General features: G+C 65.4%; 16 protein-coding genes and 2 pseudogenes. 10 read left to right on the top strand and 8 right to left on the bottom strand.

All coding sequences use genetic code 11. The features are described from left to right. Positions 1–298: pseudogene (locus tag DJ018_RS19410) on the bottom strand (hypothetical protein); the annotation flags it as partial. A gap of 82 nt (positions 299–380) precedes the next feature. Further along, positions 381–953: a hypothetical protein gene (locus DJ018_RS09645; protein ID WP_111514596.1), complete on the bottom strand. Its 573-nt coding sequence runs from the start codon at positions 951–953 to the stop codon at positions 381–383. 350 nt (positions 954–1,303) lie between these two features. Between DJ018_RS09645 and DJ018_RS09640 the strand changes: the two genes are divergently transcribed. Both DJ018_RS09640 and DJ018_RS09635 read left to right on the top strand, forming a co-directional pair. Further along, positions 1,304–2,506 carry a glycosyltransferase family 4 protein gene (locus DJ018_RS09640; RefSeq protein ID WP_111514595.1) on the top strand — a complete coding sequence of 401 codons (1,203 nt, stop codon included), beginning with the start codon at positions 1,304–1,306 and terminating at the stop codon, positions 2,504–2,506. A 300-nt stretch (positions 2,507–2,806) separates the two neighbouring features. Next, positions 2,807–3,598, top strand: a complete 792-nt coding sequence (locus tag DJ018_RS09635; protein WP_111514756.1) for a sugar transferase — start codon at positions 2,807–2,809, stop codon at positions 3,596–3,598. Positions 3,599–3,694: 96 nt separating this feature from the next. Here DJ018_RS09635 and DJ018_RS19540 read toward each other — a convergent pair whose 3' ends face one another. From DJ018_RS19540 to DJ018_RS19630, 3 genes and pseudogenes are all read right to left on the bottom strand, one after another. Beyond that, on the bottom strand, positions 3,695–5,002 hold the full coding sequence (locus tag DJ018_RS19540; protein ID WP_111514594.1) for a heparin lyase I family protein: 1,308 nt from the start codon (positions 5,000–5,002) through the stop codon (positions 3,695–3,697). Between the two features lie 511 nt (positions 5,003–5,513). After that, positions 5,514–6,818 (bottom strand): UDP-glucose dehydrogenase family protein, encoded by a 1,305-nt coding sequence (locus DJ018_RS09625; protein ID WP_111514593.1) that lies wholly within the window; start codon positions 6,816–6,818, stop codon positions 5,514–5,516. Positions 6,819–7,077: 259 nt separating this feature from the next. Further along, positions 7,078–7,527, bottom strand: a pseudogene (locus DJ018_RS19630) (helix-turn-helix domain-containing protein); the annotation flags it as partial. Between the two features lie 443 nt (positions 7,528–7,970). Between DJ018_RS19630 and DJ018_RS09615 the strand changes: the two are divergent. Then, a complete protein-coding gene (locus DJ018_RS09615) occupies positions 7,971–10,205 on the top strand; it encodes a GumC family protein (RefSeq protein WP_111514592.1) in 2,235 nt (744 codons plus the stop codon). Between the two features lie 64 nt (positions 10,206–10,269). Here the strand turns inward: DJ018_RS09615 and DJ018_RS09610 are convergent, their stop codons facing one another. After that, positions 10,270–11,070 (bottom strand): heparin lyase I family protein, encoded by an 801-nt coding sequence (locus tag DJ018_RS09610; protein ID WP_111514591.1) that lies wholly within the window; start codon positions 11,068–11,070, stop codon positions 10,270–10,272. A 296-nt stretch (positions 11,071–11,366) separates the two neighbouring features. Here DJ018_RS09610 and DJ018_RS09605 point away from each other — a divergent pair, with 296 nt between their 5' ends. Further along, positions 11,367–12,239, top strand: a complete 873-nt coding sequence (locus DJ018_RS09605) for a heparin lyase I family protein (protein WP_111514590.1) — start codon at positions 11,367–11,369, stop codon at positions 12,237–12,239. A gap of 55 nt (positions 12,240–12,294) precedes the next feature. Continuing rightward, on the top strand, positions 12,295–13,866 hold the full coding sequence (locus DJ018_RS09600; protein ID WP_111514589.1) for a lipopolysaccharide biosynthesis protein: 1,572 nt from the start codon (positions 12,295–12,297) through the stop codon (positions 13,864–13,866). A gap of 28 nt (positions 13,867–13,894) precedes the next feature. Here the strand turns inward: DJ018_RS09600 and DJ018_RS09595 are convergent, their stop codons facing one another. Both DJ018_RS09595 and DJ018_RS09590 read right to left on the bottom strand, forming a co-directional pair. Next, positions 13,895–14,404, bottom strand: a complete 510-nt coding sequence (locus DJ018_RS09595) for a glycosyltransferase (RefSeq protein WP_111514588.1) — start codon at positions 14,402–14,404, stop codon at positions 13,895–13,897. Then, on the bottom strand, positions 14,401–14,853 hold the full coding sequence (locus DJ018_RS09590; RefSeq protein ID WP_205853732.1) for a glycosyltransferase family protein: 453 nt from the start codon (positions 14,851–14,853) through the stop codon (positions 14,401–14,403). The genes DJ018_RS09595 and DJ018_RS09590 overlap by 4 nt, the downstream gene beginning before the upstream one ends. Here DJ018_RS09590 and DJ018_RS09585 point away from each other — a divergent pair. The 5 genes from DJ018_RS09585 to DJ018_RS09565 all read left to right on the top strand — a co-directional run bounded on the left by DJ018_RS09585 (position 14,806) and on the right by DJ018_RS09565 (position 25,533). Next, positions 14,806–16,164, top strand: coding sequence for an acyltransferase family protein (locus DJ018_RS09585; RefSeq protein ID WP_111514586.1), 1,359 nt, complete (start codon positions 14,806–14,808; stop codon positions 16,162–16,164). The two genes, DJ018_RS09590 and DJ018_RS09585, sit on opposite strands and share 48 nt — an antisense overlap. Further along, positions 16,161–17,582, top strand: a complete 1,422-nt coding sequence (locus DJ018_RS09580; RefSeq protein ID WP_111514585.1) for an O-antigen ligase family protein — start codon at positions 16,161–16,163, stop codon at positions 17,580–17,582. Before DJ018_RS09585 ends, DJ018_RS09580 begins: the two co-directional genes overlap by 4 nt. Further along, positions 17,561–18,475, top strand: a complete 915-nt coding sequence (locus DJ018_RS09575; RefSeq protein WP_111514584.1) for a sulfotransferase family protein — start codon at positions 17,561–17,563, stop codon at positions 18,473–18,475. The genes DJ018_RS09580 and DJ018_RS09575 overlap by 22 nt, the downstream gene beginning before the upstream one ends. 659 nt (positions 18,476–19,134) lie before the next feature. Beyond that, positions 19,135–19,881, top strand: coding sequence for a Crp/Fnr family transcriptional regulator (locus DJ018_RS09570; RefSeq protein ID WP_165842846.1), 747 nt, complete (start codon positions 19,135–19,137; stop codon positions 19,879–19,881). Between the two features lie 147 nt (positions 19,882–20,028). Beyond that, positions 20,029–25,533 (top strand): Calx-beta domain-containing protein, encoded by a 5,505-nt coding sequence (locus tag DJ018_RS09565; protein ID WP_111514582.1) that lies wholly within the window; start codon positions 20,029–20,031, stop codon positions 25,531–25,533. Positions 25,534–25,547 lie beyond the last annotated feature (14 nt).

Raw genomic sequence — 25,547 nt, 5'->3', positions numbered from 1 at the left:
CGGCCAGGTGCAGCATCACCGCGCTGTCCTTGCCAATCGAATAGAGCATCACCGGGTTCTCACACTCGGCCACCACCTCCCGAAGGATGTGGATGCTCTCGGCCTCAAGACGCTGAAGGTGCGTGAGGGGGCGCAGCGACGGCGCTCTCACCGACGCCGGTTCGCGCCGGCGCAGCCGTTCAAGCGTCGCCACCAACGTGCCGGAGAGTGGTGGCGCGACTGGCCGCAGCGCCTCCGCCACAAGGTCGTTGTTCTGATGTGTCGCCGCGCGGGCGAGCAATGATCCGAGCTGATCCATGCCGCTGTTTTGGCGGCGCGCAGCTAGGCCGCCTCAATCATCTGGTAAAGTCCGCAGCAGATCGCGCAGCTCGGCACAACCATCAGGCTTGGCAGCGGGCGACGATCAGCGACAGCACGAAAGCCGCTCCGACGATCGCGGAAGGCGTCCCAACCGCCTGGAGTTCACGCCACCCCTTCGCGCGCCAGAGCGCCGCGATCAGGAGCAGCGAGCTTGCGACCACGCTTGCGCGGATCGGATCCGCTGGCTGCAATACGAAGAATGCGCCTCGCCCAAGCAGCGCTGAGCCAGCCGCGGCAGCCAGAACCACCATAACTGCAAACAAGGCGGCCCGAGCGCCTCGGGCGCTGGTCGCGAACTCGCGGAGTTCCAGGCGCGGCCTTGCTCGGCCAGGTGCCTCATCTCTGACGATGCGTTCCGGCGTCGGTTCCGACGACGGCGCAACGATGACAGTCACCGCGTGGATCTTGACCGCGAACACTGTGGCGCCGGACGGGTAGGCCCAACGCTCGTGCGGTGGCTGAACCCCGACGACCCGATAAATGTCGCCCTCCAGCCGCTCCGCCTCAACCGGGCGGTAGTCCTTGTCCTCGGCCGCGAGGCCACGCGGCGCGTCCGAGACAAGCGGCATGAAGATGGTGACACGTTCGCTCATGGCGGGCGCGAAACTCCGCCTCGCATCAGCAGATTTCGTACGGCCGTCCGCGCTCCGAGATTCCAACTATTGAGGGCTCGACGGCGGATTCGGCCGCGTGCAGGCCCTTCAGAGCAGAGGTGGCGCAACGGTCCGCTGTTCTGACGCGCGCTTTGTCCTTTGTTCGACCCGGCCGAGAGGGCGCGGAATAGATCTTTGCGCAACCTGGATCGGCAGCATGCACGCAAAGCAACCGAGCACATGGCGGCGACCTGCGGAGCGAAGCGTCCGCTTCAAAGTCGCACGCCACATCGGTTTGCGCCCGCTGCAGTTGCTCCAGAACTCCTTCCAATCAGGAGCAGCGCTTCGGCATGTCCCAGCACGTCAACACTCGTGAGGCGCTCGCACCGCCGCCGGTCACGCCAAAGGCGGCCTCCGCCCGCACCCTTTCGTCTCCGCACGGCGCACGGCTGCGTGCACTGGTGATCGCGCACGACGCGCGGGCCAAAGGCGGCGTGAACAACTTCCTGCGGATCATGCGGCGGAAGATGCGACGGCGCGTGGATGTGTCCCGCTTCGCCAACGGCCGTCGCCACAAGGAACAGGGCAAGGTCGCGACAATGAAGCGACTCGCCTACGACTACCTGCGGTTCGCCGTCCTGCTGACGCGTCGACGCTTCGACGTCGTCCACCTGAACCCGACACTCGATCTTTCATCATTGCCCCGGGAGATGGCGTTCGCCTGGATCGCCAAACTGGTGCAGCCAAAAGCCAAGGTGCTTCTCTTCTATCGGGGCTGGGACTGGAAAGCGCTCGAGGCGATCCAGGCTTCAGGGTGGAAGCGCCGGGCTTTCCAGGCGACTCACGGACGCGTCGACCGGGTCCTGCTGCTGTCCTCCGGCTTCAAAGACGCCCTGGTGGTCGAAGGGGTCGGGGCGCGCAAGATCCACGTTGTGAGCACCATGTTCGAGGGGGACAAGCTCCGCCCCGTTCTCGAGCGCCTGCCGGTCAAGGACCCGCAGATGCTGGTGTTCATGTCCCGGTTCCTGCCGGCTAAAGGCGGAGCGGCGACGATTGAGGCGTTCGCGCAGGTCGCCGGCGACTTCCCGCGGGCCCGCTTGTGCATGGCTGGGGACGGTCCGGACATGCCGCGGCTGCGCGCGCTCGCCCACGAGCTTGGCTTGGAGCACCGCATCGATTTCGTCGGCTACGTAGGCGGCGAGACGAAGATGGAGCTGCTCGCCCGCGCCCGCCTCTTCGTCTTGCCGACAGCCCATCCGGAAGGCATGCCGAACGCCGTGCTGGAAGCCATGGCGGCGGGCGATGTGATCATCACCACCCCGATCGGCGGGATCACGGATGCGGTGGAGGACGGCCTAAACGGGTCTCTCCTTCGATCACCGGACGCGCAGTCGGTCGCACGTGAAATCCGACGCTACTTCGAAGATCCCCAACTCGCGGCTGCAATAGGGGCCCGGAACCGTGAGAAGGCTTGGCGGCTGTGGGAGTCAGGCGTCGTCGCTGATCGCATCGCAGAACACTACGTCGACCTCGCGCGGGAACGCGTCGACTAAGTGGTCGCAACGCCAGCCAACGGCCTGAACGCCCGGCCGCATCTGCGTGGGCTTCAGCAGCCCCGAGGACAGTCCGTGCGCGCGACTTCGCGTCCTCGGAACGACACCAGGCCTTGCTTTAACAACAGTCACGCTAGCCATGAGATGGCCGGTCAACTGCACCCTCGAAAGTAGTTCATCCTCCGACGTGCGATTTAACATGGGTCCGATTGGAGCACGGGGTTCGGCGCTAAGCCTCTCATCTCACGAGATACCGATGGGGACATCACGATGCTTGAGGCCGCAACCCAGCAAGATGTCATGAAGATCGACGTCGTCGAGCCTGAGTCGCAGCAGGCGCGGTCGCGCCCCGACACAGGCGCGACGGAGCTCGAGCCACGGACCTGGCGAACAACGTCGACCGTTTCTGATCCGCTCACCGAAACCGTCATCTTGTCAGCCCCAGCGACCGCGACGCACTCGCTTGCCGCGCAAGCCGCCGAGAGCCAAGGGTCTGCCGTCGGCCTAAGCCTCGTGAAGAGGGCGTTCGATATCCTAGTCTCGCTGACCGCCCTGCTGTTCGTGGGGCCGTTGCTGATGCTGGCCGCAGCAGCCCTTTGGGTGGAGTCCGGCAGGCCGATCTTCTTTCGGCAACACCGGACCGGCTACAAGGGCCAGACCTTTGTGATCCTGAAGCTGCGAACCATGCGGGTTCTGGAAGATGGCGAAGGGCTTACCCAAGCCACTCGTGGTGATGCGCGCATCACCCGCGTCGGCGCCTTTCTGCGCAAGAGCAGCATCGACGAACTGCCGCAGCTCATCAACGTGTTGAAGGGCGACATGTCTCTGGTGGGGCCACGGCCGCACGCACTGGCGCACGATCAACTCTATGGCGCTGCGCTGCCCAACTACCAGCTTCGGTTCGGTGCTCGGCCTGGCTTGACCGGCCTGGCGCAGATCCGCGGCCTGCGCGGGGAGATCCACGTCCTGCAGGACATGGCGCACCGGGTGGAAGCCGACATCGAATACATCAAGGACTGGTCGCTGATGCGCGACGTGCGGATCATGCTGCGGACGGTGCCGCTTCTGTTCCACGACGCCCGCGCCTACTGATCCCAGTAAGCGGAAAAGAAAAACAGCGCCGCCCATCGGGCGGCGCTGTTCATAGTTCCGCGAGTCGCTTTGCCAGCGCGGCGCGCTGCAGAGCCTTTAGGTGAAGATGAACGAGCCGGCGCTCAGCGAGGCGTGGTTCGAGAGGGTGGCGATCTGCACGGCGTTGCCCGCACTGCCGCCATCGAGGTCCAGATAAAGCGCACCGTCGGACGCGGTGTAATGCAGCGTCGCCTTTCCGGCCGCAGCCGAGCCCATGCCGTTCATGAACTGCACGCTTCCGCTCACGCCAAGGCTCTTCAAGGCAAGCTCGATCTGGTCGCTCTTGCTGAAGTCCGTGATGGTGTCGACGCTTCCGTCCCGGGTTTCGAAGCGGAACACGTCACGACCGGACCCGCCGGTCAGGGTGTCCGCTCCGAAGCCCCCGAGCAGGGTGTCGTCGCCATCGTTGCCCTTCAGCAGATCGGCGCCTTCGCCACCGCGGAGGTAGTCGTTGCCACCACCGGCAGATAGGGCGTCCGCACCACTTCCACCGTCCAGCTTGTCGGCTCCTGCGCCACCCACGAGGTTGTCGTTGCCGGCGCCGCCATTCAGAGTATCGGCGCCGCCCGCGCCCACCAGGCGGTCCGCACCGTCGGCGCCGGTCAGCAGGGTCGGCTTATTGTCCAACGCGCGGAGGTCCAGCGAGTCGGAGATGGGCGGCTTCGGATCGGTGACCGTGTCGTCCGGTTGGGTGGGCCGAGGGCTCGTCACCGGCGGAGGCTGGCTCGTCGCACCGCCTTCGGCGATGTCGAAGTTGCGGTAGTTGACGGCGAGCGTCTCGGCGGAAGCCTCGCGATAGATCCCCATCTTCCAATAGGGGCCGACCGCGTCATTGTACCCGACGCCGCCCTTGTAGTTGACCAGCAGGTCGCCATCGCGCCAGACCTTGATGAGGCCAGCGCCGTCCGGGTCGAAGCGGATCTCGACCTTCATCTGGTACCAGTGGCCCCGGATGATGTCGGAACTGTCAGTGTAGAGCACGTTGTCGTCGGGCCGCGAGGTGGTGATCCGGTCCTCGTCGGTCCGCGTGATGAAGCGCATCCGCTCGCCGTCGAGCTGGGTGGCGAACACCGGGCCCAGCGAGCCGTAGTCGCCACTGTCCGGAGAACCATGGAACTGGCCGACGTTGAGCCAATCCGACGTGATCTTCTGCCCCGGCTCGACCATGAAGTCGTAGGTCATGGTGTAGGTTTTATCGAACTCGAGAGTGTCTTGGGCGGAGACCTCCGAGCGCTCCTTGGCGCCGTCTCTTGGCCGCCACTGATCTCCCGAGTGAACCTCGAAGCGAAAAACATCGCCCGCCTGCTTGAAGCTATAAGCATCTCCGGAATTGTGAATCCCGTAGGGCGTCTCATCGAAATACATGCCGCGATCCTCGTTGCCCGCCGATGCATGCAGCGGGTCAAAGGGTTGTCGTGATGGTGAGCGCCGCAACCGACACCCGCCCCCCTGGATCGGAGCGATAGAGACCCAGCCGCGGCGAGTAAATGCGGCGACTCGTCTCGGTTTCGCGCGGATTACTCCGAAATCATCACGACAACGCGGGTATTTCCGAGTGTTCGTTCGCCTCTCGCGATAATTCTCAACCTAAACAACTGAAACATAACCCACCCAATGTGGGCGCCACCAGCTAGCCGGCAGACGGTGCTTGTCCGAACTGTGGCAAGATAGGGGTCACACGTGGTCGAGTTCCAGTATTCGACCCAGACGGGCAAGGACCTTGACCTTGTTCAACAAACAAGAAGGCGGCGACAATCCTGCCGGGACAAGGCGCTCATTGGTTGTTCACGGCTATACCGCCGGACAACAGGTCCAAGTCACGCTTCAGCTGAACGGCGTTCGAGGCGGATTCATCCGAGGGTAGATCGTCCGGTGTTCATCCCCGCCCGATGCCCGTGTAAGCGAAGCCGCTCGCCCGCACATCGTCGGGCTTGTAGATGTTGCGCAGGTCGATCAGCACGGGCTTGTTCATCAAGGGCTTGATGCGATCCAGGTCCAGCGCGCGGAACTGATCCCACTCCGTGATGATCACCAGAGCGTCGGCGCCCTGGGCCACTGCATAGGGATCATTCTTGAACGCCACATCAGGCAGCATCTGGCGAGCTTCATGGGCTTCAGGATCGAAGGCCTGCACCTGAGCGCCAGCGGCCTGCAACGCCGGCACAATGTCCAGGCTTGGCGCGTCACGCATGTCGTCGGTATTGGGCTTGAAGGTCAGACCCAGGACGCCGACAGTCTTCCCAGTGAGATCCTTGCCATTGATGGCGCCTATCACCTTGCGGCTCATGGCCTTCTTGCGAGCGTCGTTGACCTTCACGGTCGTCTCGATCAGCTCGACCGGCGTGCCGGCGTCGCGAGCCGTGCGGACGAGCGCCAACGTGTCCTTCGGAAAACAAGAGCCGCCATAGCCTGGACCGGCGTGGAGAAACTTGCCGCCGATCCGGTTGTCCAAACCGATGCCGCGCGCGACTTGCTGAACGTCCGCGCCAACGGCTTCACAGAGGTTCGCGATCTCGTTGATGAAGGTGATCTTCAGCGCAAGGAAGGCGTTGGCGGCGTACTTGATCAGCTCCGAGGTGCGCCGGCCCGTGAAAAGGATAGGCGTCTCATTCAGGAAGAGCGGACGGTAGAGTTCACGCATCACCGCCTCGGCGCGCGGGTCGTGCGCGCCGACGACCACGCGATCGGGCCGCTTGAAGTCCTCGATGGCCGCGCCTTCGCGCAGGAATTCCGGATTGGACACCACGGCCACATCGGCGTCCGGGCGCACCCGCTTGATGATGGCGTCGATCTCGTCGCCCGTGCCGACCGGAACCGTCGACTTCGTGACCACGACGGTGAAACCGTCGACAAGACCGGCGATCTCCTCGGCGGCCGCGTAGACATAGGAGAGGTCAGCGTGGCCGTCGCCTCGACGCGAAGGGGTGCCCACCGCAATGAACACGGCGTCGGCCGTCCTGACCGCCTCTGCGGGATCGGTGTCGAAGAACAGCCGCCCAGCCCTGACGTTGTCCGCGACCAGCTTGTCGAGACCAGGTTCGTAGATGGGTATGCCGCCGGCCCTGAGCCGCTCGATCTTGCTCGCATCCTTGTCGATGCAAGTGACGATATGGCCGAAGTCGGCGAAGCAGGCGCCTGAGACCAGGCCGACATAGCCCGTGCCGATCATTGCGACATGCATTGTTGTAATCGCCCCTTGTGCGCGTCAGGTCGCCCCGGCAGCCCGGGTGCGGGCTGCTTTCGAGCGTGTGAATGCCGTCCCTGCGGATGCAGGGATTTCCAGCTGAGCTGGAGCCGCGCAGAAATTGGTGCGCGCAGCCGGTCCGATCTCGAACATTCGCTAAACAGTTGCGCCGGTGCAGGTCCGCACCTCGCAACTGCGGGCTCAGCGCTGCAGGATCGCGCGGAGCCCCCCCCGCATCGAAGGCGATGGCCCGTCCGCCCCTTAAGCTGATCAGGCCCCTTGCACGCAGGAAGGCAAGGCTCCGGCGCACCTGGGCAGGCGCAAGTTCGCAGGCGTCTGCGATCTGCTCGACCGTCAGGGGCATGTCGAAGCCGGCGCTTGTTGCGAGATCCACCACGGCGAGCCGGTCGTGCACGTCCAAGAGACAATCGGCGACCCGCGCCACCCGTGTCCCCAAAGCCAAGCGGCGCACCAGGTCGTAGCGACGCTCGCGGCTTAAGGTGAGCGCGCGATCCAGCACTTGACGCAGTTCATCCCGCTCCTCTGCCTGGGCGCGTGCGAGCAGCTGCGTGACGTCTGCGCAGGTGACCGGCGTCAAGGCGACCAGGTCGCTGAGAGCCGCGCCCTCCGCTCCCCTGGAGAGCACGACATCGCCTGAGATCACGAAGGAGAAGATCTGACGGCGGCCGTCTCGCAAGATGCGCATTTCGGAGGCCCAACCGCCGATCATCAGCTTGGGGCCAGGAACTGCGGAAATCGTGCTGATCGAAACACCCGCGCCATAGGATTCGACGGGATCAAGCAGAATGCGAAGAGCGGCCGCACGTGGGGGCGTGAGACCACACGACCGGATCAGGCGCAAAATCGCATTATCCGCCGCATCCATTCAAAGCCGGTCGATCGCCAAATCGCTCCTGAATCCGGCGAGATCATTGGCCAGGGCCGCCGGAAGACTATGACATCAGAGTATCCGCGGGCGCACACGACGCAGTTGTGTTCACCACCCGCGTTGAGAGCGATGGCATTCGGCAGGGCCGCAGGTCACAGGCCGCCGCTTTCCATCGGCGGTCGCACGCGGATTTAACCTGTGACCGGTTTGCGCGCTCTGCGGCGGTCTAGACCGAAGGCTAGCCGTATGAGTGGGTGATCATGAACCTGCAGCAGTCGCATCCTTCGTCTGGGTCTTTCGGCGGGTGGATGATCCCCGCTCCGCCAACCAGCGTCGTGGAGCAGGCCGTCCCACCGCAGAGCGGGCCGCTCGATCTTCAGAAATGGCTTTCCGTCTTCCGACGGCGCGCGAGCCTCTTCCTGACGCTGGCGATCGCGATCTTCGGGTGCTTCGTCGTGGGCACCTTGGCCGCGCCTCGGGAGTACACGGCTGCGGCCGAAGTGGTCGTCGATGCGCGGCACCAGAACATGGTCGACGCAGCCCCAGTGGTCCAAGACCTGCCACGCTCGAACACCGAGGCGAACATCGTCGACACCCAGGTTGCGATCTTGCGTTCCCGCGCCCTCGCCGCCAAGGTCGCGCAGGAACTTCAGCTGGTTGACGACCCCGAATTCAACGGAACCCTGACGGAGCCAACAGGGCCCAGAGCCTGGTTGCGGTCTTTCTTCCCGCAGCCGGAACCCACCGCTGCTGAAGTGAGGCAGAGCGTCGTCGACGTGCTGCTCGGCAAGCTGTCCATCCGGCGCGAAGGGCTCACCTATGTGATCGAGATCGCGATCACGTCCTCTGATCCGGAGAAGTCGGCGCGAATCGCGAACGCCTACGCCAAGAACTTCCTGACGCTGAGTGCGGCCTCCAAGGCGGAGGCCACCACCACGCTGAACCGCTGGCTCGCCGAGCGGCTGGTAGGCCTGCGCCAGCAGGTCGAACAGACCGACGCAGCGGTTCAGCAATTCAGGATCTCGAACGGGCTGCTTAGCGCATCCGGCGTGCCGCTGAACGAGCAGGAGATCTCGACGTACAACCTGCAGACCGGCGCGGCCCGCGCTGCGCTGGCCGAAGATCAGGCGCGCCTGAACACCGCCCTCGCGCAGCTGGCGCGCGGCTCTTCCGGGGACGACCTCGGCGAGGCGTTGAACTCGCCGGTGATCCAGGCGCTGCGCCTGCAACGTCAGCAGATCAGCAGCCGTCTGGCGGGCTTGGAGGTCACCTTCACCTCGGCCTACCCGGAAGTGCAGCAGGAACAGCAACGCCTGGCCGACGTGGATCGGCAGATCGCCGGCGAGATCAAGCGGATCGTTTCGAACCTCCAGGCCAAGGTGCAGGTCTCGCAGAAGCGCCTGGACGCTGTGCAGGGCACGCTCAGCACGGCCAAGGGCACGCTTGCGGCGAACAATCAGGCCGCGGTGCGGCTGAACGAGCTTCAGCGGAACGCTGACGCCGCTCGCGCCGTCTACGAAAGCTTCCTGAACCGCTTCAAGGAAACGAGCGCCATGGTCGGCATGGTCGAGCCGGACGCTCGCCTGCTTGCTCTTGCCGAACGGCCAACAGGTCCTTCGTCGCCAAACGTGAAGCTCAACCTTGCGACCGGCATGCTGGTGGCTTTGATGGCGGGCCTTGCCGGCGTCGCCGCAGCTGAAATCCTGGCGTCCGGACTCACCACGGGCGAGGACATCGAGCAACGCGTAGGCGCCGCCTATGTGGGATCGGTCCCGCTGCTCAACCGGCGCAGCCGCACCTCGCCTGGCGCTTATCTCACCTCCAAGCCCATGTCGGCATTTGCTGAAGCCCTGAGGGGTGTTCGGGCATCATTGCTGGAAACGTCCGATGGCGATGCGCCACACATCATTGCGATCACCTCCTCGCTCCCAGGCGAGGGCAAGACGCATACGGCCGTGAGCTTCGCCAGCTCGTTCGCGATGCAGGGCTACAAGACGATCCTGGTGGACTGCGACTCCAGGCGGCCCTCGCTGTGCCGATATATCCCGCCCGTAGATGTCGGTCTGCTCGAGGTGCTGGAAGGTCGCTGCACGCTCCAAGACGCTGTCGTCCGCGACGACAAGACGGGCGCCTTCTTCCTGCCGCTCGCGCAGCATTCGAAGTCGAAACACGATCTCTTCGCGACGGAGGCGATGGAAGAGCTCCTGGCGCAGCTGCGGCTCGACTACGACATCGTGATCCTGGATGCGCCGCCGGTGCTCGGCGTCGCCGACACCCGCACGCTGGCGCCCTTGGCTGACGCGGTGCTGTTGCTGGCCCAATGGCGCAAGACGCCGCGCAAGGCGGTGGAGACCTCGCTCAAGATGCTGCTGCGGAGCGGCGCGCGGGTCGCCGGCATTGCGCTTACCCAGGTCGACCTGAAGCAGCAGTCTCGCTCCGGCTATGGCGACCCTGGCTACTATTACGGCAAGTACGCAGGCTACTACGTCGAATAGGCCACTGGGTGGGCGGACACGTCGGACCAGCAGCCAGACGCTCAGGTCGCGAAACGGGGCCGCCCTATCGCAGGGCGGCCGAGGCGGCGGCACCCGCGCCTTCCGTCAGGGTGAAGCGTCGGAACTCCACCACCAGCGGCTCAGGTGACGTGCTGCGATAGATGCCGAGCTTCCAGTAGGGCCCCACCGCATCATTGTATCCAAGCGGGCCCGCGTATTTGACGATCTCGAGACCGTCGCGCTTCACGACGAGCCGGCCGTCGCCCAGCGGCGCGACCCGGATCTCTATGTCCATTCGGTGCCAGCGGCCGCGGACCAAGTCGGCGTTATCCCGAAAGAGCCAGAGATCGCGCGGACGGCTGACGCTGATCCGCTGCGGGTCCGCCCGCGCGACGATCCGCATCCGCTCGCCGGCGAGCTGGACGGCGAACAGCGGGCCCAGGCGCTTGGCGTCTTCAGGATCTTCGGTGGCGTGGATCTGGCCGATGTTGACCCATGCCGACGCGTTGGGCGGACCCGGCTCGACCTTGAACTCATAGCTGACCGTGTAGTCCACGCCGAAGTGCAGGCGCGGCTGCAGCTGGATTTCAGAGCGCTCGATCGGCCGCTCCCGTTCGCCAGCCTTCAGCCGGCGCTCGCCTTGCCGGACTTCGAACCGATACTCGCCGTTAGCGCGCTTGATGCTCCAGGGCGCGCCGGCGCTTTGCTCCTGAATCGCAAGCTCATCGAAGGTGAGCGTCCGCGACGGCCATCTCGGCTCGCCGGAACGGGCGGCGCGAGACGGCGGCTCGCCCGCAACGCAGGTTCCGTGAACCATCGACGCGGACGACAGGGCGATCACCAGCAAGCCTCGCGAGGGCCGCATGCTCTGCGCCTTTCCTGTTCGGGATGATCATGCCGCACGCACGCGCGCGCTGTCCTGCCAAAGGACAAACACGCACGTCGCGACGGCCGCGGCGGCCTGCGCCCGGCGCGCAGCACATACGTCATATGTTCGATCTGCGCCTGCGCGCCCGTGTTAGCGGGAGTCATGGCGCCGCTGCTCAAGACCATGTTTTCGCGATCTCTTTCTTCGCAAGGTCGGTGCAGCGCGACGCCTGATCCGTGGCGCCTGGCCGGCTGCTTCCGGCCCTTGGCGACGACCTGCGCAGAGGACCACTGATGTTGCGCTCGAGAACCACCGTCATCATCGCCGCCGCCGTTGTCGCCAGCTTGGGGCTGGGCTCGGCGGCCGCCTCAGTGGTGATCGACAAGTACGCCATTGGCGTGCACGACAACCCACTGCGGCTGCTTGGGTTGGTCCAGGCCAACTTCGATGATGGCTGCGCCCCTTCGGTCAACCCAATCGCCTGCCGCGTAGCAGGACGCGCATGGCGCCTGCAGAGTTCGGGCGCACCCTGGTCGGCCCGTGCCGAGGGCGACAACGGCTATCGCTTCGAGATCAGGCCCGGGGATTACTGGGCCAAGGACGCCCGCAAGGCGCACCCTGTCGAGAGGACGGAACTGTCGGACCTTGCCCGCATGCCGCTCGACAAGGACATCTGGCTCGCTTTCACCCTGGAAGTGGAGCCAGGAGTGGCCAGCACCTCGGAATGGGTGAACCTGGGCCAGCTCCACGCGACCGCCGATCGCGGCGAGCCTTCGGTGTCTCCGCCCTGGGTGCAGCGGCTGCTGCCGAACGATCGGTTCCAGGTCGAAGTTCGGCATACGCAAGATGATCCGATTAAGGCCGCGCCGCCCCCCGTCGTCATCTACGAGGAGGCCAAGCTCGAGCGCGGCAAGCCCCACCGGTTCGTCTACCGTTTCCGGATCAGCCAAGGACCGAACGGCTTGGCTCAGATGTGGCGGGACGGCGTCTTAGTAGCCGACTACCGCGGACCGATCGGCTATCGGGACAAGCTCGGGCCCTACTTCAAGTTCGGCGTCTACCGCGCCCCTGCTGCGCGAGGCGAGCGGCTGGCTGCGCGCTACACCAACGTCACGTTGGGATCGAACCCGCCTCCAGATCGCCTTCCCGCGACGCCCTTGAGTTGACCGCTTCCAACCTGGCGCTTCCGATCAGACCCGCGGCCCAGCGAGGCAGGCTGTCATGAACAATGTGCACGGCGATCTTGTCGATCGCTCCGTGGTCTCTGATCAGAAGCCGCTGGCGAAGGCCAAGCCCAGCGACCTGACGCAGCAGACGATCTCAGGTCTGCTCTGGCAGTTCCTCGGCACCGGCATCGAGCTGGTGATCCGCATCGCCGTGATGATCTTGCTGACGCGCCTGCTCGCGCCGGCCGAATTCGGCGTAGTCGCGGCCGCGACGGTGCTCGTGAACTTCACGAAGATCCTGGCGCAACTGGGGATCGCCCAGTCGGTCGTTCAGCTTCCGGATTTGAAGGACGGAGAGATCCAGACGGGGTTCGCCTTCTCCATCTGGTTGGGCGCCCTGCTCACGGTCGCGACGTTCCTCGGCGCCGGGCCGCTGGCGAGCCTCTTCGACATCGACGGGCTGCAGCCGGTGATCGCGGCGTTCTCCACCTCATTTCTGTTGGCTGCTCCGGCGATCATGCCGTTCGCGCTTTTGCAGCGCCGCCGTCGCTATCGCGCTATCGCTGGCATCGACGCCATGAGCTTCGCGCTCGGGCTGGGCATCGTTGGCGTGACCATGGCCGTCCTGGGTTTTGGCGTTTGGGCCCTGGTGGCCGGTCAGCTCGCCCAGGTGGGCGCCCGCACCGTGCTGCTCCTGATCTGGCAGCGGCATCCGAAATCGCTGCTGGTGAAGCTCAGCTATCTGAAGCGCCTGCTCACCAGCGGCGTCGGTTTCTCGATCGGGCTCTTCGGCAACTTCGTCGCCTTAAACATCGACAATTTCGCCGTCGGGCGCTGGATGGGCGCGGGCCCGCTGGGCCTCTACAGCCGCGCCTACAACTTCCTGATGGTGCCCACCATGCTGTTCGGCACCGTGGTAGACAAGGTCCTGTTCCCAGCCATGGCTCACGTGCAGGACGACACGGAGCGCCTCACGCGCGCGTTCCGCCGCGCCATGGCCATCGTCACCATGATCACCCTGCCCGTCAGCGTGGTGCTTGTGGTCTTGGCGCCGGAGTTCGTCACACTTGTTCTGGGCAGTCGCTGGACCGGCATGATCGTGCCGTTCCAGGTGTTGGCCGCGACCATGCTCTTCCGGACAAGCTACAAGATGAGCGACTCCCTGGCTCGGGCGAAAGGCGCGGTGTACCGGCGCGCCTGGCGGCAGTGGGTCTATGCAGGCGCCGTGTTCGCCGGCGCCGTGATTGGTTCGCGCTGGGGCTTGGGCGGCGTCGCCGTCGGGGTGGGAGCGGCGATCTTCCTCAACTTCGTGCTGATGCTCGACCTCGCGCTGCGCATCACGGGGCTGTCTTGGGGCGCGGTGATCGGCCTCCACGTCCGGTTTTTCCTGGCCGGCGCCGCCGTGCTTGCCGCCTGTTGGGCGGCGGCGTTCTGGGCGCGGTCAGCGGCTTTCCACCCCGTGGCGGTGCTTGCCTTGAGCGGCGCGGCGGCGGTTGCGGTGCAGGGCGCCATCATGATGATCGGTCGGCCGTGCCTTGGGGCGGACGGCGCCTGGGCGATCAACGCCATCCGTGAGCGCCTGCAGTCTGCAATTCGCAAGTTTAGCGCCCGGGCTCAGCGAACTTGAAGCCACGACACGAGGGGGCGGCTGACGCCTAGGCGCGCGCTCCCGGTCGCCCGCGTCCGGCGGGCGCCTGGATGAATGCGGTGAGTTCGGTGAGCAGCCTTTCGCTGGCCTGGCTTGCGAGACCTTGCGCCGCCTGATGCGGGCGGAAGGCGTCCAGCATACCGACGAGAGATTGTTCATCATCCGCAACGGTGACGTTCGGCTGGGCGGCCATTCTGGTGGCGGTCGCCAGCTGGTGATCGTTGCGGTGCTCGCCGAGAGCCGCTCGCCGGGGGAGGATGAAGATCGGCTTGCAGAGTTCGAGCGCGGTGATGATCGAGCCCATGCCGGCGTGAGCCACGATCAGCTCCGCGTCCTGCAACACCGTCTCGAGTTCATCCGCCTTCAGGAAGGGGCGGGTCTCCAAGGAACGTGGGACATAGGTGCTCGCGCCCACCTGGGCGAGCACATCGCGCCGCCTCCTGGTGGAGGCCCATTCGTCCATGGTCCGGATGAGACGATCGAACGGCAGCTGAACGCCGACGGTCACGAAGATCATATGACGCTTCCCAGGAAATGCGGGCCTTCGGGCTTCGCCACGTGCGGCCACTGCGTCAGCCACAGGTCGGCGTGCGCGCGAGCGAGCCGACCCGACATCGAAAGCTGGTCGACGTTGGCCAGGCTATCGAGCCAGACCGTTCGCGCGCCGAAGAGCCGCGCCAGACGTATGGCGACATAGCCCGGCGCAGCGCCTGTCGAGATCACGACATCGGGCCGCTCGCGCAGCACCACCCAGCCCATGGAAAGGATCAGGCGCACCATGCCGAACCAGGCATTGCGGTTGGCGTCGGGAACAACATGCAAGCGGACGCCGGGAGGTAGCCGTTCCTGAGGAAGCGTGCTGACGAAGACGACGTCGCACCCCTGCAGGGCCGGCGTCAGCCGCATCATCTGGGTCCAATGGCCGCCGGCCGAAGCCACCGCCAGGACCCGGCGAGATCCAGTCATCACGAGCTCTCCCGGTCCGGGTTCGAACGGCATCGCACCGTCAGGAGAGAGGCTAACAACCGGCCAGATGGCCCGCCACGCGCGCAGGCCACGGGGTTTGTCCTAGGTTATGTCCGCAGGAAAGTTTGGCTGCCACAGAACGTCCATGGACTTCTGCCGGGGCTGACCATGCGCGAACACATGCCGCCGTGGGCGGGAGGCTCGGGAAACATCCCAGGTTTGGATGGCTTGAGAGCGATCAGCATCCTGATCGTAATGGCGTCCCACCTGCTTACGGACAGGATTCCCGGCGGACTGGGCGTGTACGTCTTCTTCGTGATCAGCGGCTTCCTGATCGCCCACCTGATGTTCTCAGAGGCTGAGAAGACAGGGCAGATTTCGCTTCGAAACTTCTATATCCGGCGCGCGCTCCGCCTGTATCCGGCTCTGATCGTCTTCGTCGCAGCCACGACGATCTACTGTCTGGCGATCGGCTTTGCGATCTCGGGCGTCGATGTCGCCTCAGCGCTCCTGTACTTCGCCAACTATCACAGGTCTCAGCCCTTCGGGATCATCTGGTCTCTGTCCGTCGAGGAACACTTCTACTTCCTGTTCCCCACGCTGGTGGTGCTGTTGCGGGCGAACGCTAGAGCCGTGCTCACCACCGCCTTGGTGGTTTGCGCCGGCTGCCTCGCGCTTCGGCTGGCCGTCGGCTTCGCCCGCCCTGATCTGGCGGCGGCAGGCGTGTTCTACAACCACACGGAATACCGGCTCGACTCCATCGCCTTCGGCGTCCTGATCGCGGCCACGTTCCGGATCCCCGGCCTGCGGCCCTTCCTTTACCGCCTAGGCCACCCGCTCTGCAGCGTCGGGGCCCTGCTTGTGGTGCTGATGTGCCTGCTGGTGCGCGACACCTACTTCCGGGAGACCGTGCGCTACAGCCTGCTGGGCCTGAGCATCGCCGTCATCCTGACAGGCGTGCTTTTCCGCCCATCCGCGCCCGCTCGGCTGCTCGACAACGCATTGCTCGTCTGGATCGGGAAGCTCAGCTACTCGCTGTACCTCTGGCACTACTTCGTGAAGTTCGTGTTCGTCACGCTTCTGCCGGGGACGAGCGTCGCGCTCTACGCTCCGTTGCTGGCGGCGGTGTCGTTCGCCATCGCGGCCGCCTCCTACTATGGGCTCGAGCGGCCGATGCAGGAGCTGCGCAAGACGCTCAGCACAGCAGGTGCGAAGTCGGCTCCGATCCGGCCCGCCCAGGCTCTCGAGACCGCCGCGCCAGCCCGGCTGATGACCAAGGCGAGCGCAGGCTCGCCGGAAGCCGCCGCATGACCTACAGCGCAGGTCACCTCGCCGGCATCAACACGCGATCACAGCGGGCTGCCCCTTCGCTGCAGGCGCTGGCGGGCGGCTCTCTGTTCTTCCTGGCGATCCTGCTCTCTGTTGGCGCCATGACCTGGACGGTCGGCGGCATGCCCGTCCGGGCGGCGCCGATCGTCGGCGGCATTCTGGTGCTGGCGGCGATCGACCCGCGCATCGCCTTGAACGCGCTGCATCGCCAATGCGGATTCTTGTTGCTGATCGCCGGCGTTGCGCTGCTGGCCATCGTGATTAGTCTGCTCAACGGCATCGCCTTGCCGAAGCTGGCCCGTGAACTGGTCGAGATCCATGTGCAGAGCGCCTTGTTCCTGGTGTTCACCACCATGGTCGCGAGCGTCTGCGGGGGTACGACCGTGGTCCTGCTGTTCGTGGCGGCCGTGGGCGTCAGCGCCGCGTTCGCCGTCGCGCAGTTTGTAGGGCTGGAAGTCGCCTGGAGTGCGCGCGACACCATCGCTGACCTGACCCGCGAACTGGTCCGGTACGATCGATCGCGTCCCCCGGGTCTGGCCAACACGCCCATCGCGTTGGCGACCCACCTGACGCTGGCTTTCGCCGCTCTCCTGATCTGGCGGCAACGGCTCGGCGAAGCCGCAGGCGCGCCGCGCCGGTTCGACCCAGTGGCCGTAGGCGCGATCGCCGCCTTCAGCGTCGCATGCCTGGCCAGCGGCAACCGCTCTCCCATCCTTGGAGCGGCGCTGTTTCTGGCGATCTACTCGGCGGTGAGAGCGCCAAAGGCCTTTCTGCTCGCCTCACCTCTGGTGATCATGGCGATCCCGCTCGCCGGCATGGCGTTTGAGGCGCTTCAGAGCACCGGCCTGCGCGCCTTCACCACCGGCGACAAGTCCTCCGAAGGCCGCGAGACCCTGATCTACTACGGACTCCAGCTGCTCCGGGAGCGGCCGATCGGGTACGGTCTCGGCTTCGACCCGACCCTCTACTGGGGCGATCACGCAGACTTCCTGCTGCAGTTTCCGAACCCAGGGCCTGTGACGCAGTTCGAACTGCACAATTACGTGCTGACGATGCTGAACTACTACGGCATCGGCATTCTGATGTTCGTGCCGCCAGTGATCCTGATGGCGCGCCGGAATGCGACCGTCTTGTTGGCGTTTCTGCCCTACGCCATCCACATCATGTTCCATAACTACGGTCCGCTCGCGAAGAACGACGCCCTCGTCTTCACGCTCTTCGCCATCGCAATGGCGCCCATGGCGCTGAAGCCCAAGGCGCCTGCGCCTGCGGCTCGCCCGGCTCGCAACGGTCCGACCTCATACCTTACCGCGGCCTATCCGCGCCCGCCCAGCGCTGGCCCGCACAGCACATCAACCCCCAAAAGAGAGCGCCCTCAATGGTCACGCCGAACGCCATAATCGCTGGCGTCAACAAGGCCGGCACGACGGCTGTCTTCCACGCCCTCGCTCAACAGTCGAACGTCGCGGTCTCAAACGTGAAAGAGACGCACTTCTTCAATCCGCTTGAGTTCGGCGACCCGCTGCCGGACATCTCGGAATACGCGGGGTACTTTCCCTCGAAGACGGACGCCGCGGCCGTGGTGGAAGGGACTCCCAGCTATTTCTACGGGCGGGAGCGGCTCGCCCAAGGCATCGACGCCGCCCTGCCCGGCGTGCGCATCATTGTCATCCTGAGGGAGCCCGGCGCCCGCGCCTTCTCGCTGTGGCGTTTTTCTCGCTCCCGGCTGCGCATCTCGCAGGACCTCAGCTTCCGGGCTTACCTGGAGCAATGCAGGGAACTGAGGGATCGCCCGCAGCAGGAGCGCGGGCTTACCGGCTGGCGCGCCCTGAGCGGTGGGATGTACTCGCGCTACCTGCCGGCTTGGCAGGAGATCTTCGGATCTCGCCTGCTGGTCGCCTTTTACGACGACGTGAAGTCGGATTTCGAAGGCACGATGCAGCGGATCACAGCTCACCTCGGCATCGAGAGGCTGGAGTCCGGCCCGCCGATCCGCGAGCACAATGTCACCACCGACGTGAAGAGCAGCGCGCTTCAGCGCGTCGCGCTGTCGATCAACAACGCCGGCGAACACCTTTGGCAGAAGGCGCCACGTCTGAAAGCGACGCTGCGCACCGCCTACTACGCCCTGAACGGAAGCAAGGTTCAGCAAGACCGGATGAGCGCGGACGACCGCCGATGGTTAGACGAGTACTTCGCTGACGAGATCGTCCAGCTGCGCAAACAGACGGCCGGTCTGAACAGGCGTCCTGCCTGGCTCGCCGCAGATGAGGCGCTGCCGCTGGCCTCCTAGGCCAGCCTCAGCTCGGTCAGCGAGCCAGATGCAGAAGCAGCGCGATCCCTGCCCAAAGCGCTGCGCACACGACGGTAATGAACAAGGCGGCCACCCATGGCCGCCAGCGCCTCACGTGGCGGGCCGGCTTGGGACGGTTAGAGTCCATCCTGGCTAGGGCTCCTCAAGTACCCACAACGGTCAAGGTGCGAATGCGCACGCGCCGCTTGCGGCTGCAAGTCGGTAGATGAGCTTGTCTGCGGGTAGCTCCTCACGCGAACGCCAGAGGCGTTCCATCATCAAATGATATCCGGTGCGAATACAGCACCACCTTAGGGATCGGACGCAAATCCTATTCAGGATATAGGAATAGGAACAATCAACCGGAAAGTAGGCGTCACTGGCCGGTCACCGAAAGATGCGCAGATTACAGGTGATCGAGACGCCGAAAGCTTAGAGACCTTGCAGACGCCTTACAGTGAAGCTTACTTCTCGGACCGAATGCAATCAACACGCGTTCGTGATTATGACTTTACTGAAGTGAGGCCAAATCTTGGCAAGAGTTATAACGGATTAATAAACAACCTTGGCCTTAACGAAGGCACTGCTGGGGTGGGTCAATGCAATCGCTCGCGAATGGTCTCAGCATTGGGCGTAGCCCGTGCGCCTATGTCTCGGACATGCCGTCGCATTCCGACACTGACGAGATGTTCTGGCGGCGCACCCGCCGCTTCTCGCCAGGCGCCTCCATCTACGCGGAGGGAGGCCGTTCCGGCGGCGTCGAGGTCGTCTTGTCCGGATGGCTGGCCGAGGCGGTGATCCTGCGCGACGGACGCCGCTACGTCTTCTCCTTCGAACTGCCCGGGGATCTCGTCCGGCTGAGTTCGCCAAGCGAAGGCCGGATGTTCTTCGCCCTGACGAACACCACCCTCGGGGATGCCGATCTTCTGCCAGCCTCGCGGAGCGCCGGATGGGCCACAAGGCTGGCCGACGCCGCCAGCCGCGACGAAGAGCAGTTGATGAACCACCTCGTCCGCGTCGGTCGCCTGACCGCAGCGGAACGCGTTCTGAACCTGCTATTGGAGCTCTATGACCGCCTGGAGCGGGTTGGCTTGGCGAAGAACGACTCCTTCAGAATGCCGATCACGCAACAGGTGTTCGGCGAGGCATTGGGGCTCAGCCTCGTGCACATCAACCGCACCCTGCAGAAGCTCAGACGGGACAATTTGATCACGTTGCGGCGTGGCGTGGTCACCCTGCATGACCGCTACAAGCTGGCCGGCATCGCCTGCTACGAGCCGTGGCGTTTCGAGGCGCCCGCGCCTGCAGCCCGCGCGCCGGCGGTGAGGCCCAACGAGGCGAGGAGCTGGGCGAGCGGAACGGTGGTGAGACCTCCTGCGAGCGTCGCCTCTCACTCGGCAGCCTGAAGATTGGTTCAGCGACACCACGCCCGATCGGACCAGTCTGCTGACGGCCGCAGAATATGTCCGTTGTTAGATCTGGCGACGCTCCCTCGGGCTAGACACAAGGACTTATCGCCGCCCCGCGGCTAACCCGATCTTCGGAGGCCTGTCATGCCCACCGGTTCGGACGGGGACGATCTCCTTTCCGGGATGACCGGCGGCGAGACCCTGAATGGCGGCGGCGGAAACGACACTGCGAGCTATTCGAACGCCACCACAGGCGTCATGGCCAGCATCGCCGACGGCGCCGTCCAGTATGCCCCGCGCGTCATGCCGCTTGGCGACTCCATCACCTTCGGAGTTCAGTACGAAACTGCCGGGGGCTACCGCGGCCCTTTGTGGGACCTGACGGTCGCTGGCGATCTGGCGATCAACTTCGTGGGCTCCGTGGTCGCTGGAAACATCGGCGACCCTGACAACGAAGGGCACCCAGGTTGGACCATCGACCAGATGGACGCCAACGTCGCCGCCTGGATTTCCGCCGCCAAGCCGGACGTGATGCTGCTGATCGCCGGCACCAACAACACCAAGGGCAATCCGCTTCCAACAGCGACGCAGATCCTCGGCAAGCTCTCGCGGCTGATCGACGATATCGCGGCTCAGCCGAATGCCCCAACGCTGTTTGTCGGCCCGATCCCGCCGATGACGGCTGACCAGCCCGCGACCCGGATCGCGCTGGCGCAGGCTTACAATGCGATGATCCCGGATCTCATCGCCCAGAAGCGTGCGGCGGGTGTGGACGTCACATTCGTCGACATGAGCGACCTGACGCCGGCGGACATCACGGCGCCGCCGCATGACCCCGGCCTGCATCCGAACGCCTCCGGCTACCAGAAGATTGCGGCTGACTGGTACGCCGCGTTGGTGGCGCGCATGGCGAACGAGGACAGCTCGCTCTCGCGGTCAACGCCTGACCAGCTTGTGTCGATCGAGAACCTCGAAGGCTCAGCCTACCGCGACGTGCTTACCGGCGACAGCGGGGCCAACAAGCTGGTCGGTCTCGGCGGTGGCGACTTCCTGAATGGCGGAAGCGGCGCCGACACGATGATCGGCGGCGTGGGCGATGACATCTACGCCGTGGATGACGCTGGCGACGTGGTGGTCGAGTTCGTAGGCGAAGGCAGGGACACTGTACGCACGATCTTCACCGACGTGACTCTCAGCGCCAACATCGAGAACCTGACCTTCGTCGGCGCCGGCAACTTCGCAGGAACCGGCAACGAGCTGGCCAATCTGATCACCGGGGGCTTCGGCGCCGACACCCTGACCGGTGGTCTGGACGCGTTGAACGACACCCTGGTCGGCGGCGCAGGCGACGATCTCTACGTCGTCATGGCAGGTGATGTGATCACCGAGCTGGTCGACGCCGGGCGCGACAGGGTTCAGACCGAGCTTACGACCTACATACTCCGGCCGAATGTCGAGGAGCTGGTCTATGCGGGAACGGCGGCCTTCAAGGGCTTTGGCAACGTCAGCAACAACCTGATCATCGGCGGCATCGGCAACGACGCCCTGGATGGGCAGGCAGGCGCAGACACCCTGCGGGGCGGAGCGGGCAACGACAGCTACACCGTGGATAACGTCGGCGACGTGGTCAGCGAAGTCGATCCTGTCGGCGGCGGCGATGCCGGTGGCACGGACACGGTCAAAACCACCCTGTCGAGCTACACCCTCGGCGCGTATATCGAGAAACTCACCTTCACAGGGCTCGGCTCTGGCGTCGGATTTCAGGGGACCGGCAACGACCTCGTCAACAAGATCACCGGGGGCGCGGGCGACGACACTCTCAGCGGCGGCGCAGACAAGCTCAAGGACACCCTCGCAGGCGGCGCTGGCGACGACGCCTACATCGTGCAGGTGGGGGACGTGGTCACCGAGACCGCAGACGCGGGCCGCGACCGGGTCGAAACCGCACTTGCGACCTACGTCCTCCCCGCCAACGTGGAAGATCTCGTTTTCACGGGGGCGGGCCCCTTCAAGGCCACCGGCAACGAGGCCGACAACATCCTGATCGGCGGCGGGGACGCCGATACCCTGATCGGCGGACTGGGCGCCGACACGATCACCGGCGGCGCTGGCATCGACACCATTCAGGGCTCGCGCCTGGAGCTGAACGGTGACGTGATCCGCGACTATGACGGCGACCGGATCATGCTGAGCCACAGCCTGACCAGCACAACGAACGTGCAGCTCGAGAGGAGTGGCGCAGACACCCTCCTCAGGATTGACGGCGACAACAACGGCTCCTTCGAAACTGTCGTCACGCTTCAGGGCGCTGTGTCCGGGGTCCTTTCCATCGGAAGCAGCGGCGGGCTCAGCAACAACGTCATCACCCTGACCCCGCCCTCGTTGAGCCTGTCTGCGACGAGCGCCAGCGTGGCTGAGGGGAACAGCGGCCCCTCGGTGTTCACCTTCACCGTCACGCGCGCCGGCGATCTGTCGGCCGCGGTGACGGCCAACTGGGCGGTGAGCGGCTCCGGGACCAATCCGGCCGATGCGGCCGACTTCGGCGGGACCTTGCCGAGCGGTCAGGTCAGCTTCGCGGCCGGCGAGAGCTCCAAGCTGATTACGGTGGAAGTGGCGGGAGACACGACGTTCGAGACGGACGAGGGCTTCACCGTCACCCTGTCCGATCCTTCCGGCGGGCCGATCATCACCCAGGCGACGGCCGTCGGATCGATCGTCAACGACGATGGCGCACCGACCTCCCTCAGCCTCGCCGCCACCAGCGCCAGCCAGATGGAAGGAAACAGCGGCTCCACCGCCTTCACCTTCACCGTCACCCGCTCGGGCGACCTGTCGATGACCACCACGGCGGACTGGACGGTGAGCGGATCCGGAAGCGCCGCGGCCGATGCGGCTGACTTCGGCGGAAGCCTGCCCAGCGGTCAGGTCAGCTTCGCGCCTGGCGAGAGCTCACAGGTGATCACGCTGAACGTCGCCGGAGACACGGCGTTCGAGCCCGACGAAGGCTTCACCGTCACCCTGTCGAACGCGTCCGGCGTCACCGCCATCACCCAAGCCACGGCCACAGGCTCGATCATCAACGACGAGGCCTTCGTGCTGATGGGCACCAGCGGCGCCGATACGCTGAACGGCGGCGCGGCGGCCGACACGATCCAGGGCGTGGGCGGAAACGACAAGATCTTCGGCAACGCAGGCGACGACGTGCTGGACGGCGGCGAAGGCGCCGACACCGTGTCCGGCGGCGACCAGAACGACCTGATCCGCGGCGGAGCGGGCGACGACGTCCTGAAGGGCAACAACGACAACGACACCATCGTAGGCGGCGCGGGCGCAGACAACCTGACCGGCAGCTCGGGCCTCGACGTGTTCCGCTTCGAGAGCCTCGACGGCAGCGTCGACGTGATCACCGACTTCAGTGGCAACGACAAGATCGAGCTGGATCTGCAGGGCTTCGGGATCGCCGGCGGCCAGGTGCTGTTCGTCAACGGCCTGGGCGCCACCGAGGCCGGCGTGGCGGCCCTGCACTACACCGCCGCCAACGGCGCCCTTTACCTCGACCTGAACGGAGGAGACGCCGCCGACGCCGTGCAGTTCGCCACCCTCTCCAACCGCTATGCCCTCACCCAGACCTCGGTCGGGTTCACCAACGGCGCCGTAGCCGCGCCGGCGCTCAGCGTCGTCGCCACGGACGTCAGCAAGGCCGAGGGCCATGGCGGCACAACGACCTTCACCTTCACAGTGACGCGCTCAGGCGACCTATCGGGGGTCTCTTCGGCAAGCTGGGCGGTGAGTGGGTCTGGCGCCGCTCCGGCCGACGCCGCCGACTTCTCAGGTGCGCTGCCGAGCGGCCAAGTCACGTTCGCCGCCGGGGAAAGCTCTAAGCAGGTCACGATCGGAGTGTCTGGAGACGCGGCTTTCGAGGTCGACGAAGGCTTCACCCTCACACTTTCGAACCCTTCGGGTGCGGCCCTCACCCAAGCCACCGCGAGCGGCGTAATCGTAAACGACGACACCGCCCCTTCCCTGAGCCTCGCCGCAACGGACGCCAGTCGAGGCGAGGGCGACAGCGGCTCCACCGCATTCACCTTCACCGTTTCCCGGTCGGGCGACCTCTCAGGGGCGACGACGGCAGACTGGAGCGTGAGCGGATCTGGCGCAGCGCCAGCTGACGCCGACGATTTCGGCGGAGCGCTGCCGAGTGGTCAGGTCAACTTCGCCGCTGGCGAGAGCTCGAAGCTGATCACGTTGGATGTCGCGGGCGACAAGGTGTTCGAGGCCGACGAGGGCTTCACCGTCACCCTGTCGAATGCCTCCGGCGGCTCAGTGATCTCCCAGGCGACAGCCTCCGGCTTGATAGCCAATGACGACCCTCTTCCCCCTTCGTTGAGCCTGTCTGCGACAAGCGCCAGCCTGGCGGAGGGCAACAGCGGGCCCTCGGTGTTCACCTTCACCGTCACGCGCGCCGGCGATCTGTCGGCCGCGGTGACGGCCAATTGGGCGGTGAGCGGCTCCGGGACCAATCCGGCCGATGCGGCCGACTTCGGCGGGACCTTGCCGAGCGGTCAGGTCAGCTTCGCGGCCGGCGAGAGCTCCAAGCTGATTACGGTGGAAGTGGCGGGAGACACGACGTTCGAGACGGACGAGGGCTTCACCGTCACCCTGTCCGATCCTTCCGGCGGGCCGATCATCACCCAGGCGACGGCCGTCGGATCGATCGTCAACGACGATGGCGCACCGACCTCCCTCAGCCTCGCCGCCACCAGCGCCAGCCAGATGGAAGGAAACAGCGGCTCCACCGCCTTCACCTTCACCGTCACCCGCTCGGGCGACCTGTCGATGACCACCACGGCGGACTGGACGGTGAGCGGATCCGGAAGCGCCGCGGCCGATGCGGCTGACTTCGGCGGAAGCCTGCCCAGCGGTCAGGTCAGCTTCGCGCCTGGCGAGAGCTCACAGGTGATCACGCTGAACGTCGCCGGAGACACGGCGTTCGAGCCCGACGAAGGCTTCACCGTCACCCTGTCGAACGCGTCCGGCGTCACCGCCATCACCCAAGCCACGGCCACAGGCTCGATCATCAACGACGAGGCCTTCGTGCTGATGGGCACCAGCGGCGCCGATACGCTGAACGGCGGCGCGGCGGCCGACACGATCCAGGGCGTGGGCGGAAACGACAAGATCTTCGGCAACGCAGGCGACGACGTGCTGGACGGCGGCGAAGGCGCCGACACCGTGTCCGGCGGCGACCAGAACGACCTGATCCGCGGCGGAGCGGGCGACGACGTCCTGAAGGGCAACAACGACAACGACACCATCGTAGGCGGCGCGGGCGCAGACAACCTGACCGGCAGCTCGGGACTCGACGTGTTCCGCTTCGAGAGCCTCGACGGCAGCGTCGACGTGATCACCGACTTCAGCGGCAACGACAAGATCGAGCTGGATCTGCAGGGCTTCGGGATCGCCGGCGGCCAGGTGCTGTTCGTCAACGGCCTGGGCGCCACCGAGGCCGGCGTGGCGGCCCTGCACTATACCGCCGCCAACGGCGCCCTTTACCTCGACCTGAACGGAGGCGACGCCGCCGACGCCGTGCAGTTCGCCACCCTCTCCAACCGCTATGCCCTCACCCAGACCTCGTTCCTGCTCAGCTAGGGCCAGCGGGTTTA

Origin of the sequence: Phenylobacterium deserti (assembly GCF_003254705.1) — a bacterium.
GTDB classification, from domain to species: domain Bacteria; phylum Pseudomonadota; class Alphaproteobacteria; order Caulobacterales; family Caulobacteraceae; genus Phenylobacterium; species Phenylobacterium deserti.
Note: the sequence above shows the minus strand (reverse complement) of the source record. Positions and strands in the feature narration are given on the sequence as shown.